This is a genomic window from Stappia stellulata DSM 5886, assembly GCF_000423705.1.
In the GTDB taxonomy this organism is placed as follows: domain Bacteria; phylum Pseudomonadota; class Alphaproteobacteria; order Rhizobiales; family Stappiaceae; genus Stappia; species Stappia stellulata.
This window is the reverse complement of the sequence record NZ_AUIM01000004.1, coordinates 918072-932883: the sequence shown is the minus strand read 5'-3', so window position 1 is coordinate 932883 and position 14812 is coordinate 918072. Positions and strand designations below refer to the sequence as shown.

The following is a 14812-nucleotide window of genomic DNA, read 5'->3' as shown; positions in this document are numbered from 1 at the left end:
TTGCTCCCGACGGCCGCGCCGATCCGTTTTCGCAGCGTCACTGGCGGGCGTCTATTCAGCCGGGGCCTCGGCCGCACTATCGGCGGTCTCCGCGCTTCGGGACTTCCCGTCCCCGTCGAGCGGGACGCGGGCGAACGTACGCATTACGAAGACGTAGAACACCGGCACGAAGAAGATCGCAAGCACCGTGCCGGAAATCATGCCGCCCACGACCCCGGTTCCGATGGCATTCTGGCTTCCCGCGCTGGCGCCGTTGGCGATCGCGAGCGGTGTCACGCCGAGCGTGAAGGCCAGCGAAGTCATCAGGATGGGCCGGAACCGCAGATGGGCCGCCTCGACGGTCGCCTCGTACATGGTGCGTCCTTCCGCCATGAGGTCCTTGGCGAATTCGATGATGAGGATCGCGTTCTTGGCCGAAAGTCCCACGATGGCGATCAGTCCGACGGTGAAATAGACGTCGTTCGGCATGCCGCGCAACGTTACAGCGGCCACCGAGCCGATGACCCCGAGCGGCACCACCAACATGACCGCGAAGGGGATCGACCAGCTTTCGTAAAGGGCTGCGAGCAGCAGAAAGATAAACAGGATGCTCAGTCCGATCAGGAAAGGCGCCTGCGATCCGGACTGGATTTCCTGGAGCGACTGGCCGGTCCATTCGTAGCCGAAACCGGAGGGAAGCGAGGCCGCGATGCGCTCCATCTCGGCGATCGCGTCGCCGGAGGAATAGCCGGGGGCGGCCTGTCCGGAAATTCGGATCGAGGGATAACCGTTGTATCCGACGATCTGGGACGGCCCCTTGACCCAGTCCACGGTTGCGAATGCGGACAGGGGAACCATGCCGCCGTTGGTGTTGCGCACGGACAGTTTCAGCAGATCGTCCGTTTGCATCCGGGCGTCCTGATCCGCCTGCACGGTGACCCGCTGCATGCGCCCGGAATTGGGGAAATCGTTGACGTAGCTCGAACCGAGATGTGCGGAAATCGTGGCGTTGATGTCGCCGAAGGCGACGCCGAAGGCATTCGCCTTCTCGCGATTGACCTGAAGGTTAACCTGGGCTGCATCGGGCAGGCCGTCGATGCGAAGGCCGGTGAGAATCGGATTCTCGCTTGCAGCTGCCATAAGCTGGTCGCGTGCGGCGGCGAGCGCATCCGTTCCGCGACCGCCACGATCCTGCAAGCGGAAGGAAAAGCCGTTCGAGGTGCCAAGCCCCTGGATCGCCGGAGGCGAAAGCGCAAAGGACATGGCGTCCTTCAATCCGAACAGTTGGCCGTTGCTGCGCGCCGCTATGGCGCTGGCGGAGTCATCCGGGCCGCGTTCCGACCAGTCTTTCAAGGTCACGAAGGCGAGACCGGCATTTTGACCCGCTCCGGAGAAGCTGAAGCCGAGAATGCCGACGATACGCGAGACGGCACTTTCCTTCCCGAAGATCTCCTCAACCTGCTGGATCACTTCCAGCGTTCGGTTGGCGCTTGCCTCGGGTGGCGCCTGGATGTTGACCAGCAGGAAGCCCTGGTCCTCGTTCGGAAGGAAGGACGACGGCAGACGGGTGTAGGCCCAGCCGAGTCCCACAAGCAGGGCCAGGTAGATGACCATCATCCGCCCGGCGCGCCGCGACAACCAGCCGACGGAAGCGCTGTAGCCTTTCGTGGTACGGGCGAAACCGCGGTTGAAAAGGCCGAAGAAACCACGCTTTTCGTGATGCCCCTCGGGAATCTGCTTCAGCATGCTGGCGCAGAGTGCGGGCGTGAAAGACAGCGCGAGAAAGCCGGAGAACAGGATCGACACGACCATGGTCAGGCTGAATTGCTGGTAGATGATGCCGACAGCGCCGGGGAAGAAGGCCATCGGGACAAAGACGGCAGTCAGCACCAGCGTGATCCCGATGATCGCGCCCGATATCTGCTTCATCGCCTTGCGCGTTGCGGCGCGGGGCGACAGGCCTTCCTCAGCCATGATGCGCTCGACGTTCTCGACAACGACGATGGCGTCGTCGACCAGGATGCCGATGGCGAGAACCATGGCAAACATGGTCAACACATTGATGGAGAAGCCGGCCGCGAGCATGACGGCGCAGGTGCCGAGCAGGGCGATGGGAACCACCAGCGTTGGAATGACGGTGTAGCGGAAGCTCTGCAGGAACAGGAACATCACCACAAAGACGAGGGCCACCGCCTCCAGCAGCGTGTAGATCACTTTCTCGATCGACGCCTCGACGAAGGGAGAGGTGTCATAGGGGATTTCGTAGGCGATGCCCTGCGGGAAGAACTGGGCCAGCTCCTCCATCTTGGCGCGCACCGCTTCGGATGTGGCCAGCGCGTTGCCGGTGGACGAAAGCTGAACGCCGATGGCGGCACTCGGCTGGCCGTTCAGCCGGGTGGAGAAATTGTAACTCTCGCCACCGACCTCGACCCGGGCCACATCGGAAAGCCGTACGGTCGAGCCGTCCGGATTGGCGCGCAGAACCACCGCGCCGAACTCCTCTGCCGAGGTGAGCTGCCCCTTGACGAGGACCGTGGCCGAGATCTGCTGGGTCACTGGATTGGGCTGGGCGCCGATACGTCCCGCGGCCACCTGTGCGTTTTGCGTCTGGATCGCGGCGATGACGTCACTGGCCGTCAGATTGAGACCGAGCATCTTGTCCGGGTCCATCCAGATCCGCATCGAACGCTGGGTGGCGAACAGCTGTGCGCTGCCGACGCCGTCGATGCGGCGGACTTCGCCGAGGACGTTGCGGCTCAGGTAGTCGCCGAGCGCGACCACATCGAGCGTCCCGTCGGTCGAGGTGACGGAGACGACCATCAGGAAACCGGCGCCGGCCTGTTCGATACGGATGCCCTGTTGCGTGACCGTGCGGGGCAGGCGCGGTTCGACCCGGCGAATGCTGTTTTGCACGTCGACAGCGGCTTGCGAGATTTCCGTGCCCGGCGCGAAGGTGGCGGTGATCGAGATTCGCCCGGAGCTTTCCGAGGTGGATTCGAAGTAGATCAGCCCCTCGACGCCGTTGAGTTCCTCCTCGATCGGCCGGGTCACGCTCAGATAGGCGTCTTCGGGCGATACGCCGGGATAGTTGGTCTGAATCGAGATCTGCGGCGGCGCGACGGTCGGGTATTGGGAAACCGGCAGGAAGGGAATCGCGATCACGCCGACCAGCGTGATGAAAATGGCGATGACCCAGGCGAAAACGGGCCGGTCAATGAAAAAGGACGACATGCGGTCACATCCTGCTGGACCGGAAGGGACGGCGATGCGCCTGCCCCGTCATACGGCCCGTCGTGTCATGGTGCAGGGATCCGGGCCGGGAGGAGGTGGCCGGATCCCTTCGGAGTTTTACTTGGCGGCAAGGTCCGCTGTCCCGGACCCGTCGTCCCACTCGGTCGGGGCCAGTGGCGCGCCGGGGCGCAGTTTCTGGAACCCTTCGACGATCACCTTGTCGCCGGGCGCGAGGCCCTTGGTGATCACCCAGCGCGATCCGACCACGCGTCCGGTTTCGACCGGGCGCAGTTCCGCCTTGTTGTCGGCGCCGACCAGGTAAATCTGTGCCTGGCCGCCGGTATTGCGCTGCACCGCCTGCTGCGGAACGGCTATCGCGTCGATCTCCTTGCCCTGCTCGATCAGGACACGCACATACATGCCCGGCAGAAGGTCGCCGTCGGGATTGGGGAACTGGCCGCGCAGGGTGATCTGTCCGGTGGTCGTATCGACCGTCGCTTCGGAAAACAGCAGGAGGCCGGAATGCGAATATTCCTGACCGTCGTCCAGCAGCAGGCGCACCGTCGCCTCGCCTGAACGCGGGCCGTTCGGCGCGCCGACATTGAGCGCGCGGCGCAGGCGCAGCGTCTGGTTGGCAGACTGGGTGAAGTCCGCATAGACCGGATCGAGCTGCTGGATTGTCGCAAGCACCTGGCCGGAGGGATCGACCAGGGCGCCTTCGGTGAGCAACGCCCGGCCGATGCGGCCCGAAATCGGTGCGCGCACTTCCGAGAAATGCAGGTTCAGCTCGGCCGCATCCAGGCCGGCGCGCGCCAGTGCGACGTCGGCATCGGCCTGGGCAAGCTGCGCCGTGGCGCTTTCGAAGGCCTGCGCGCTGGTCACTTTGCGATTGCGCAGTTCCTCTTGCCGTTCGGCCTGCTGGCGGGCCTGAAGCTGCGTTGCCTTGGCGCGTTGCAGGGTTGCCTTGGCACTTGCCACCTCGACGCGGAACGTCCGGGGATCGATGCGGTAGAGAACATCGCCCTCCTTCACCACCGACCCTTGTTCAAAGACGCGTTCGACAAGGATGCCCGACACGCGCGGGCGCACTTCGGCGATCCGTGTCGGGGCGATGCGACCCGGCAGTTCGTTGGTGATCGGAATTGTCTCGGCCGCGACTTCCACGAAGCTCACCGCAGATGGCGGCATCGCCGGCGCGGCCCCGGATGCGGATTTCTCGGATGCATCGTTGCAACCTGCAAGCAAGAGGGCACTCAGGAGTGCGGCGGTCAGTTTCCGGTACATGTCGTCGACCTTTCGGGAAGAGTGGCGGGAGCAGGGTCCTGACTGACCAGCCAGCCGATCTCCGAGATAAAGCGGGCGCGCTCGTCGCGCGCCCATGTTTGCAAACCGAGCCACTCCAGGGACATCAGTCCTTCAAGGGCGAGAAAGGCGAGCAGGGCGCCGCGCGGATTGCGGGATGTGTGTTCCACCTCTGCAAGGCGTTCGCGATAGGCCAGGGCAACCGGTTCACGCAGTTCCGCATCATGGGCAAGGGAGGCGAGAAGGCCCAGCGCCACCGCGCGGTCCTCGTCGGTGAGGGAGTGGGAGGCAAGGGATATACGGCCCCGGATCGCGGCATCCGCCCCATCGCCGAGTTCTTTCGCCGCGTCTCGTTCGCACGCGCGATGCGCGGCGAGACGTCGTTCAACGACTGCCCTGATCAATGCCTGCTTGGTCTTGTAGTCGTAAAGGACACTTGCCTTGCTGATGCCGGCCACACAGGCGACGGCGTCCAGGCTCAGCCGTGCCGCGCCATCGCGCATCACGACCTGCTCGGCAGCATCGAGAACCGCATCGGGTTCTATGGTGCGTTTGCGTCCCATTGGTTGTCCTGAGATTTTTCCGACCGTTCGGTTATATATACGCTTCGCGCTTGCCGGCAATTGTTTTTTGCGGTGCGGTACAAATGATCCCGCAAGTGCCTCTTTCGAGCCTGTTTCTCCTTCGACCTGATCGTGTCTTCGTTCATGACGCGTGTATTCTCTCCTCTTGTCCGCGGCCTGTTTCGAGCCAGTTTGGACGGTAGTGTCCCGGCGACCCACCCTGTCGACGCAAGGTCGGGGGCAGGGAAAGGGGATACCTGCGCCCGCGCGAAGCTGAACCCCAGAGGAATGATCACATGGCGGGAATGGAAGCGACGTTGTCATGAAGGCCGGGCCCCTATCGACCCTGAACCGGAATATCGCCGTGCATGTCAGCGCGTTGACGGCGACCAAGACCGCGGACGGCCTGATTGATCCGAAACTGGTGCTGGCCTGGCTGATGAGTTCGATCGGCGCGCCGGGTTTTCTGATCGGCCTGCTCGTTCCGGTCCGTGAGGCTGGCTCCTTGCTTCCGCAGCTTCTCATTGCGCGCAACGTGCAGGGTACGCTCCGGAAGAAATACTGGTGGGTGGCCGGATCCGCAGTGCAGGGCCTTGCCGCTTTCGGGATCGCGGGGAGCGCCCTCGTGTTGACCGGGACTGCCGCCGCGTGGGCTATCGTTGTATGTCTTGCGCTTCTCGCGGTTGCGCGCTCCGCTTGCTCGGTCAGCTACAAGGACGTTCTGGCGCGCAGCATCGAGAAGGGGCAACGCGGTCGTGTTTCCGGTCTGGCCGGCACAGTCTCGGCGGTTGCCGTCTTTGCGTTTGCGATTGTGCTGGCGACAGGGCTGCTTCCGCGCGAACCACGGGTCATCGCGGGCGCCATTGCGCTTGCCGGAGGGCTTTGGGTGTTTGCCGCCGCCGTGTTTTGCTTGCTGGACGAAACGCCGAATGGCGAGGATGCAACGTCCCGCGACGCCCTGGCCGCCATGCTTCGGCCCTTGCGTGAGGATGGGGAGTTGCGAACCTATATCGCCACGCGCGGGCTTTTGATTTCAACCGCGCTCGCTCCGCCGTTCCTGGTCATGCTGGGGAATGCCGACGCCACCGAGTTCGGCAACCTCGGCCTTTTGATCCTGGCGTCTTCCATCGCGGCAATCGTGTCGTCCTATGTGTGGGGCGCGCTTTCCGACCGGTCGAGCCGCCAGACGATGATGCTGGCGGGGCTGCTTTCGGGCCTGACCCTGGCGGGCGCCTCCCTGACCGCCTTTGTCTCTTCCTCCACGGTCGCGAGCCTGGCGGTCGCCGGCTTCGTCTTCCTTGCCCAGATCGCCTATCAGGGCGCGCGCGGTGGCAGAAAGACACATCTCACCGACATGGAAACCCACGACCGCAAGGCGGTCTATACCGCCGTGTCGAATTCCGTGATCGGGCTACTTTTGCTCGCGGGCGGTTTGTTTGGCCTGCTGGCCGATTGGTCCGGACCCGAGATCGTTCTTGCCGTGCTCGCCGTCATGAGCTTTCTGGCGAGTGTCACTGCCTTCGGCTTGTCGGAGGTGCAGCGCGACAAGGCCTGAGCGGCGCTGGTTGACGGCTCGTTGCGGCGGGACCGCCTAACGCTTTGTGTCAGGACCGGCGTCTCGAAAGCCTGCCTTGCGGTGGGCGACCTCGACGCCGCTAAAAAAGACCTCCACCGCGTTTTCTGCGGCCGTTCCGAAGTCGATGTCCGTCTTCACATTGTACACGAAGCGGCGGATCGCGATGTAGAAGATACCGCCATGAAGCCCCCAGAACAATTCCAGCTCCTGGTCGCTCGGCTGGGTGTTGGCCGCGTCCTGTCCAAGCTCGTGACGCAGCTCCAGCGCAGCCGGGACGATCACCTTGTCGCGGATCAGTGACAGATAGCGCTGGGTGAGATCGTAGGATTTCAGGCCTGACGACACGAAAATGCGGACCCAGTCGTAGTCGAATACCCGCTCCGCATACTCGCGATAGAACTGGGTCAGCCGGTCCTGCAGCGAGCGCTCGCGGTTGATGACCAGCGTTTCCCAGGCCGGATTCCAGCGACGCAGATAGATGTGTTCGTACACCCGTTCGATCAGCGCATCCTTGCTGTCGAAATGCTTGTAGATGACGGCATGGGAGATCCCCATCCGCTTCGCCAGTTCCCGGGTCTGGCCCTCGAATCCGCACTCTGCGAAAAACCGGACGGCTTCCTCGACAATGAGTCTTTCGCGATCTTGCGCGCGCATGTTCTTGCGGCGCGGTGCGGCTGGCGGGCGGGCGTCTTTGGCGGGCGGCATCGGTCTCTCTTGCGTTTCGGCATGTTTTAGCAAGCTCACAGGTAGTGACCAAGTGGTCATTTTTTACTTGATCCGCAGGTCGGTGTGATACTACAAAAGTGACCAGTTGGTTACTAATGCGGCCACAAGACCGCACCCGGGGGGATTGCATGAAATCACCGGCTTTCGATTACATTCGGGCCAGGTCCGTCGCCCATGCGCTGGAGGCCTATCGGGACCTGGACGGCGAGGGCGTCTATCTCGCCGGCGGCCACAGCGTCGTGCCTTCGCTTGCGCTGCGCCTGCAGGCGCCGGCGGCCCTGATCGACCTGTCCGGCATCGACGCGCTCACGGGGATCTCTCTCGATGACGGCTGGTTGCGCATTGGTTCCATGACCCGGCATGCCGAGATCGCCTCGGATCCGCTGATCCGCGATCATGCCCGGCTGTTCCATCTCGCTGCCCCCCATGTCGCGCATCCCGCGATCCGCAATCGGGGAACCGTCGGCGGCAGTCTCTCGCTCGCCGATCCGGCGTCGGAGTTCCCCGCCGTCGCGCTGGCCCTGCGCGCCGAGCTGGAGGTTGCGGGTCGGGACGGGATCCGCCGGGTGAAGGCGGACGACTTCTTTCTCGATATCTACGAGACGGCGATGGAGCCTGGCGAGATCCTCCAGGCCATTTTCGTTCCGCCGGTGCGGACGGGCGAGGTTTGCGCGTTCGACGAACTGGCCCGGCGCCGCGGGGATTACGCGATGGTCGGCGCTGCGGTGCAGGCCGTGGTCGAGGCGGGCCGTCTTGCCGACATCAGCATCGCGTTTTTCTCCGTCGGCAACAAACCGACCCGTGCCGGCGCGGCCGAAGCCGTGCTGCGCGAGAACGCCATGAACGACACCGCCATTGCGGCTGCGCAGGCCGCGCTCGACGCGGACCTCGATCCGTCGGACGAGCCGCAGATGCCGGCCTCCGTTCGCCGGCACCTGGCACGCGTGCTGCTCGGGCGGCTTTTGGGACATCTGGGAACGACGGCATGACCATGGACATCGAACTCACAGTCAATGGCGAGCAGGTGCGCGAAAGCGTCGAGCCGCGCATGAGCCTTGCGGATTTCCTGCGCGAGCGGCTGCAGCTGACCGGAACGCATCTCGGCTGCGAGATGGGCGCCTGCGGGGCGTGTCTGGTCCTGCTCGGCGGCAAGCCGGTGCATGCCTGTCTGGTTCTTGCCGTTCAGGCGTCCGGCGAGACCGTGGAAACCGTCGAAGGGTTGAGCGAACGCGGTGCGATTGCCGATCTTCAGGCGGCGTTTCATGACCGCAATGCGCTGCAATGCGGGTTCTGCACCACCGGCATGGTCGTCAACGCGCATGCGCTGCTTGGTGAAACGCCGGTGCCCGCGCGTGACGAGATCCGGGATGCGCTGTCCGGGAACTATTGCCGCTGCACCGGCTACGAGGCCATCGTCGATGCGATCGCCGAGACCGCCCGCAAGCGCGCAAGCGATGCGGAGGCGTCGGCATGAGGTCCAGCGACACGCGCACGATCTCCGCCCGCGATCCGCATATCGGACAGGCCCATCGGCGCGAGACCGCGCGGCGCCATCTCGCCGGACGCGGCCGGTTCGTGACCGACATCGCGCTGCCGCGCATGCTTCACGCAGCCTTCGTGCGCTCGCCGATGGCGCGGGGGCGGATTGTCGAGATCGACACGAGCGATGCCGCGCAATCGCCGGGTGTCGTGCGGGTGTTCACGGCGCGGGATCTCAATCCGCTCTGCCAGCCCTGGACCGGGACGCTCGACCACTTCGCGTCGATGGTCAGTGCGCCGCAAAACCTCCTTGCGGAGGACGAGGTGCTTTGGGCGGGGCATCCGGTCGCGATGATCCTGGCGCGCACGCGGGCCGAGGCGGAAGATGCCTGCGAATTGGTGATGCTCGACATCGAGGAAGGCGAGGCCTGCGTCGACGGGCATGCCGCGCTGGCCGAGGATGCAGTGCGCGCGGCGCCCGGCCTCGACAGCAATCTGTGTTTTCAAACGGTGTTGGAGACCAAGGCGGTCGACGATGCCTTCGCCTGCGCGGCTCATGTCGTGGAGGGTGACTTCGTCTTCGGTCGCCATACGGCGGTGACGCTTGAACCACGCGCGGTCGTGGCCGACTTCGATGCGGCGAGTGGGCAGTTGACCGTTCACCACGGCACGCAGACGCCCTATCAGTTCCAGGATATCTACGCGCGTCACTTCGCTCTGCCTGAAAGCCGTGTACGGGTGATCGCACCGGATGTTGGCGGCTCCTTCGGGATGAAGCTGCATCTCTACAACGAGGAGATGGCAACGGTTGCCGCGAGCCTCCAGCTTGGCCGGCCGGTGAAATTCGTTGCGGACCGGCTGGAAAGCTTCGTCTCCGATATTCATGCGCGCGACCACAAGGTTTCGGCCCGCATGGCGCTCGATGCCGAAGGCACCATCCTGGCGATGGATGTCGACGACATGACCCAGATCGGCGCCTTTTCGACCTATCCCCGCACCAGCGTCGCTGAGGGCAATCAGGTCGTGCGCCTGATGGGCGCACCCTACAAGATGCCCGACTATCGCGGCCGTCTCTCCGTGGTGTTCCAGAACAAGGTCCAGACCAGCCAGTATCGCGCCGTCGGCCATCCGATTGCCTGCGCGGTGACGGAGGCCCTGGTCGACAAGGCGGCCGTCAAGCTCGGCCTCGATCCCATCGAGATGCGCGCCCGCAATCTGGTGCCGGACGACGCCTATCCCTTCGTCTCGGCAACCGGCTACAGCTTCGAGAAGCTGTCGCATGAAGCCTGTCTGTCAAAGCTGCGCGATCTGATGGACTACGATGCGCTGCGTGCCGAACAGGCTGAACTTCGCCAAAAAGGCGTCTATCGCGGCATCGGCATTGCCCCTTTCGTCGAGATCACCAACCCGGGTGCGGCCTTCTACGGCGTCGGCGGCGCGCGAATTTCCGCGCAGGATGGCGCGGTCGTGCGTCTCACGCCCTCCGGCGAGGTGCAATGCGCGATCTCGGTCACCGAGCAAGGGCAGGGGACGGAAACCGTCATTTCCCAGATCGTTGCCGATCAGCTTGGCGTGTCGCCCGAGCAGGTGAAGGTCACGACCGGGGATACCGACACCACACCGAGCGGTGGCGCCACCTGGGCCTGCCGGGGCGCGGGCATTGGTGGTGAGACGGCCTTGCGCGCCGGGAGAAAGCTTCAGGGCCAGATCCTGGCGCTTGCCGGGCAGATCCTGCAAAGCGACCCGGCCGATCTTGCCCTTGCCGAGGGCCATGTGGTCGATGCGAACAGCGGAACCCGCCGCATGCCGCTTGCCGAAATCGGACGGATTGCGACCTACCGGCCGGATACGCTTCCCGAAGGAGCCGACAATTCCCTGACGGCCGCACAGCATTTCGCGCCCTCCGGCTACCCTTTCGACTTTACCAACGGCATCCAGGCGAGCCTTGTCGAGGTGGATGTGGAGACCGGCATCGTGCGCCTTCTGAAGCATTGGGTTGTGGAAGATTGCGGCCGCATCATCAATCCGCTGCTGGTCGACGAGCAGATCCGCGGCGGCGTGGTGCAGGGACTTGGGCCGGCGCTCTTCGAGGAGTGCCTCTACGACGAGACCGGCCAGATGACCAATGCCTCGCTCGCCGACTATCTGGTGCCGATGGCCTGCGAAATGCCGGACATCGTGATCGGTCATGTGGAAACGCCGACGAACGACACGATCCTCGGGGCAAAGGGCGTCGGCGAGGCCGGCACGGCTGCGGCGGGAGCTGCGGCACTCAATGCCGTCAATGACGCCATCGGCCCGCTTGGCGCGCAGATCCACCAAACCCCGATGACGCCGCTGCGTGTGCTGAAGGCGCTCGGCCATGTCTGATCATCTGTTTCGAAAGGGGGCCTGCAATGGAGCTTGAGGGCACACAGGAACTGAACGCCGATCCGCAAACCGTGTGGGCGGCGCTCTTCGACCGTGACGTTCTGGAACGTGCGATCCCGGGCTGCGAGACACTGGAGCAGACCGGCGAGACCGAGTTTGCCGCGACGGTGAAGCTCAAGGTCGGCCCGGTTTCCGCACGGTTCAAGGGGGCGGTGGAACTCAGCGACATCGTTCCGCTCGTCTCCTGCACGCTGTCGGGCAAGGGCTCCGGCGGCCTCGCCGGCTTCGCCAGGGGCGCGGCGCGGGTCACGATCGAGGACCTTGGGGAAACGACGCGTCTCACCTACAGCGCGGATGCGGCGGTCGGCGGCAAGCTCGCCTCGCTCGGCAACCGGCTGATCAAGTCGACGGCGCAAAAGCTCGCCGGGGAATTCTTCGCAGACTTCGAAGCGATCCTGGCGGAGCAGGCGGAACCGGCACCGGTTCCCGTGCCGGCGGAGTGACGCGATAACGCCCCGGCGGACCAACCGTCGGTGTTTTGTGACTGTGCAACGAAAAACCCGTGCAAGGCGCGGGACATACCTGGGAGGAACTCACATGAACCCGACACGCAGACATTTTCTGGCCGGCACGTCCGCGCTTCTCGCGATGCCCTATCTCAACACGGGGTCGATCGCGGCCGAGACCATCAGCATCCAGATCGGATCGAGCCACCCGACCAACAACATCTGGGTCTATGCGATGCAGACCGCGTTGCAGCCGGCGCTCGACAAGCTCTTGGCGGATGCCGGTGGCAACTATGTCGTCAACTGGGGCGAGAACTACGGCGGCACGCTTTACAAGTTCAAGGACACCCGCGCGGCCGTGCGCGACGGCATCGTCGATATCGGCATGGTCGGCACCGTCTGGGAGGGCTCGTCCATGCCCTTGCAGAACGTCACCTATTTCACGCCCTTCGCCAATTCCGACCATAACGTCGTCATCGACGTCTTCGACCGCCTCACCGAGGACCTGCCGGAGCTGAAGGCCGGCTGGACCGACCAGAACATGGTGCATCTGTCCTCGCTGGTGACCGACAATTACGACGTCTACGCCAATTTCGACATCAACTCGGTCGACGACATCAAGAACCGTCGTCTGAACGCGCCGGGGACGTCCGCCAACTGGCTGGCAGACACGGGCTGCACGCCGGTCGACGGTGCGCTGACCACCTATTACACGGACATCCAGACCGGGGTTTCCGAAGGAACGCTCTCGTTTGCCAGCGGCATCCAGCCGACACGGGTCTACGAGGTTGCGCCCAAGCTTGCGCGGGTCGGTTTCGGATCGATGTATTTCGGCGGCATTGCGGTCAACAAGACCTTCTACGACGCGCTTCCGAACGATGTGCAGACGGCGCTGCGCGAGGCCGGCCGCATCACGTCGCGCAGCCACGGCGACTATGTGACCGAGCGCGCGACCAGCGCCATGAAGGAAATGGTGGCTGCCGGACTTCAGGTGAACGACATGGCACAGGCCGAGCGCGAGCGTTGGGCGGCAACCTTGCCGAATGTCGCCAAGCCCTGGCTCGACGCCAATGGTCCGGCGGCGGCAAAGGTCCTGAAGGCCTATTTCGCGGCACTCAGGGAGCGGGGCATCACGCCGGCCCGCGACTGGGCCGCCGAGGCCTGAGCCAGACAGCCGCTTGTGTCCAATAGTGCGACGACGGGGTAAATCATGCAGCAAGACAGGTCGATGTCAGCAAGCCAAAGCTGGTTCCGGCGCGCTTTGCAGGGCGTCTTGAACGCCGTCGCCGCAGTGGGGACACTCTGGATCTTCGCGATCATGCTGTTGATTGTGGCCGACGTGGTCGGCCGCAATTTCTTCGCGATGCCGATCATCGGCGTCGCGGAGATCGCGGCCCGCTCGGTGGTCGCGATCGTTTTCCTGATGCTTCCGGCCGCGGCCCTCAACGGAAGTTTGATCCGCGCCGATTTTCTGCAGCGCGGCCTGAACCGGCTTGCCCCGGCTTCCGTCAACACACTTGAAGTGCTGTTCGGCCTGACCGGCGCCATCCTGTTTGCGCTCGTCGCGCTGGCTTCATGGCCCGACACCCTTCGGGCCTGGACCAGCGACGAGTTCTTCGGCGTGCGCGGGGTCTGGACCCTGCCCACACTTCCGTTCCGGATGATCGTCGTCGGCGGCTCCGCCGCAACCTCGCTTGCGTTCCTGGTCGAGGGACTGGGGCACCTTTCAAACCTGCGCTCCAGCAAGGCATTTTGAGATGAGCAATATCTCCATCGGGTTGATGCTGATCGGCGTTCTTTTTGTGCTGGTGGTGATGGGCATGCGCATTGCCGTGGCGCTTTTTGCCGTCGGCTTTGCCGGGGTCTGGATCATTCGCGGCAACTTCGACCTCGCCATGAAGCTGATGTCGATTGCCGCCTATAATGGCGTCGCCAACTATCTCTTCGCGACAATCCCGCTGTTTGTGCTGATGGGGCATCTCGTCAGCGTTTCCAATGTCGGCAAGGACACGTTCGACGTGGCCGAGACGTTGCTGCGCCGGCTGCTCGGTGGACTGGGCATCGCGACCGTCACGGCCAACACCGTGTTTGCCGCCGTGACCGGCGTTTCCATCGCCTCCGCCGCCGTCTTCACCAAGGTGGCAGTGCCGGAAATGACGCGCCACGGATACCGTCCCTCGTTTTCCGCCGGCACCGTTGCCGGCAGTTCGGTCCTCGGCATGCTGGTGCCGCCCAGCCTGCTTCTGATCATCTATGGCGTTCTGGCGGAACAGTCGATCGGACGCATGTTCATCGCCGGGCTGGTGCCGGGCGCGCTGCTGGCCGGCGGTTTCGTGATCATGATCCTGATGCTGGCGAAATTCGCGCCGGGCTTTGTCTTCACCCGCGAACATCTTGAGCAAAAGAGCGCTCAGAGCGAAGACGCGCCAAGGTTGTCCGGCAGCGAAATCCTCTTCAAGTCATTGCCGATCATCGTTCTCGTCGCCTTCGTTCTCGGCGGGCTCTATTCCGGCTTCTTCACGCCGACGGAAGCCGGCGGTGTCGGTGCCTTTGCCGCGCTGGTGATCGCGATCCTGCGCCGAAGCCTGAACCTGCGCCGCTCCTGGAGCGTGCTCACGCAAACCGGGTCGATTTCCGTGGGGATCCTCATCCTGCTCGTGGCCGCCGGCTTTTACAGCCAGATGCTGGCCGTTGCCGGCATCCCCAATGCCATCGGGGATTTCGTCCAGAACAGCGGGTTTGGTGCGACGGGCTTCCTGGTGATCTATGTCCTGCTCGTTCTGCTGCTCGGCATGATCCTCGACAGCAGTTCCATCCTGTTGATTGTCGTCCCTATTGCCGCGCCCATCGCCCAGGGGCTCGGCTTCGATCTCGTGCACTTCGGCATCGTCACCGTGATCGCGGTGGAGGTCGGCCTGCTGACGCCACCGTTCGGGATCTCGATCTTCACCGTCCATTCCACGCTCGGAGATCGCGGGACCTCGCTGGAATCCATCTTTGCCGGTGCATTGCCCTTCGTCGGGGTGATGCTTGGCGTGCTGGTGCTGATCTCGTTTTTCCCGCAACTGGTGATCGGATAG

The 14812-nt window shown here is 64.0% G+C and carries 12 protein-coding genes; 8 read left to right on the top strand and 4 right to left on the bottom strand.

Going from position 1 to position 14812, the window contains the following annotated elements; all coding sequences use genetic code 11:
• Positions 1-51: 51 nt before the first annotated feature.
• The 3 genes from G572_RS0104495 to G572_RS0104485 all read right to left on the bottom strand — a co-directional run bounded on the left by G572_RS0104495 (position 52) and on the right by G572_RS0104485 (position 5075).
• Entirely contained in the window at positions 52-3210 is a 3159-nt protein-coding gene (locus G572_RS0104495; protein ID WP_029057456.1) for an efflux RND transporter permease subunit, read from the bottom strand.
• 117 nt (positions 3211-3327) lie between these two features.
• Positions 3328-4494 (bottom strand): efflux RND transporter periplasmic adaptor subunit, encoded by a 1167-nt coding sequence (locus tag G572_RS22480; protein WP_037545314.1) that lies wholly within the window; start codon positions 4492-4494, stop codon positions 3328-3330.
• Entirely contained in the window at positions 4479-5075 is a 597-nt protein-coding gene (locus G572_RS0104485; protein ID WP_029057455.1) for a TetR/AcrR family transcriptional regulator, read from the bottom strand. Before G572_RS0104485 ends, G572_RS22480 begins: the two co-directional genes overlap by 16 nt.
• 322 nt (positions 5076-5397) lie before the next feature.
• Between G572_RS0104485 and G572_RS22475 the strand changes: the two genes are divergently transcribed.
• Positions 5398-6630: an MFS transporter gene (locus G572_RS22475; protein WP_208979011.1), complete on the top strand. Its 1233-nt coding sequence runs from the start codon at positions 5398-5400 to the stop codon at positions 6628-6630.
• 36 nt (positions 6631-6666) lie between these two features.
• Here G572_RS22475 and G572_RS22470 read toward each other — a convergent pair whose 3' ends face one another.
• Positions 6667-7356 carry a TetR/AcrR family transcriptional regulator gene (locus tag G572_RS22470; RefSeq protein ID WP_342664756.1) on the bottom strand — a complete coding sequence of 230 codons (690 nt, stop codon included), beginning with the start codon at positions 7354-7356 and terminating at the stop codon, positions 6667-6669.
• Positions 7357-7505: 149 nt separating this feature from the next.
• Here G572_RS22470 and G572_RS0104470 point away from each other — a divergent pair, with 149 nt between their 5' ends.
• The 7 genes from G572_RS0104470 to G572_RS0104440 all read left to right on the top strand — a co-directional run bounded on the left by G572_RS0104470 (position 7506) and on the right by G572_RS0104440 (position 14812).
• A complete protein-coding gene (locus G572_RS0104470; protein ID WP_029057454.1) occupies positions 7506-8366 on the top strand; it encodes an FAD binding domain-containing protein in 861 nt (286 codons plus the stop codon).
• Positions 8363-8851, top strand: coding sequence for a (2Fe-2S)-binding protein (locus G572_RS0104465; RefSeq protein ID WP_029057453.1), 489 nt, complete (start codon positions 8363-8365; stop codon positions 8849-8851). The genes G572_RS0104470 and G572_RS0104465 overlap by 4 nt, the downstream gene beginning before the upstream one ends.
• The gene (locus tag G572_RS0104460; protein ID WP_037545311.1) at positions 8848-11226 is read left to right on the top strand and encodes a xanthine dehydrogenase family protein molybdopterin-binding subunit; all 2379 of its coding nucleotides are present in this window, start codon (positions 8848-8850) and stop codon (positions 11224-11226) included. Before G572_RS0104465 ends, G572_RS0104460 begins: the two co-directional genes overlap by 4 nt.
• A gap of 26 nt (positions 11227-11252) precedes the next feature.
• Positions 11253-11729 (top strand): SRPBCC family protein, encoded by a 477-nt coding sequence (locus tag G572_RS0104455; RefSeq protein WP_029057451.1) that lies wholly within the window; start codon positions 11253-11255, stop codon positions 11727-11729.
• 94 nt (positions 11730-11823) lie between these two features.
• The gene (locus G572_RS0104450) at positions 11824-12897 is read left to right on the top strand and encodes a C4-dicarboxylate TRAP transporter substrate-binding protein (RefSeq protein ID WP_029057450.1); all 1074 of its coding nucleotides are present in this window, start codon (positions 11824-11826) and stop codon (positions 12895-12897) included.
• A gap of 63 nt (positions 12898-12960) precedes the next feature.
• Positions 12961-13488 carry a TRAP transporter small permease subunit gene (locus G572_RS22465; RefSeq protein ID WP_037545815.1) on the top strand — a complete coding sequence of 176 codons (528 nt, stop codon included), beginning with the start codon at positions 12961-12963 and terminating at the stop codon, positions 13486-13488.
• A 1-nt stretch (position 13489) separates the two neighbouring features.
• Positions 13490-14812, top strand: a complete 1323-nt coding sequence (locus G572_RS0104440) for a TRAP transporter large permease (protein WP_029057449.1) — start codon at positions 13490-13492, stop codon at positions 14810-14812.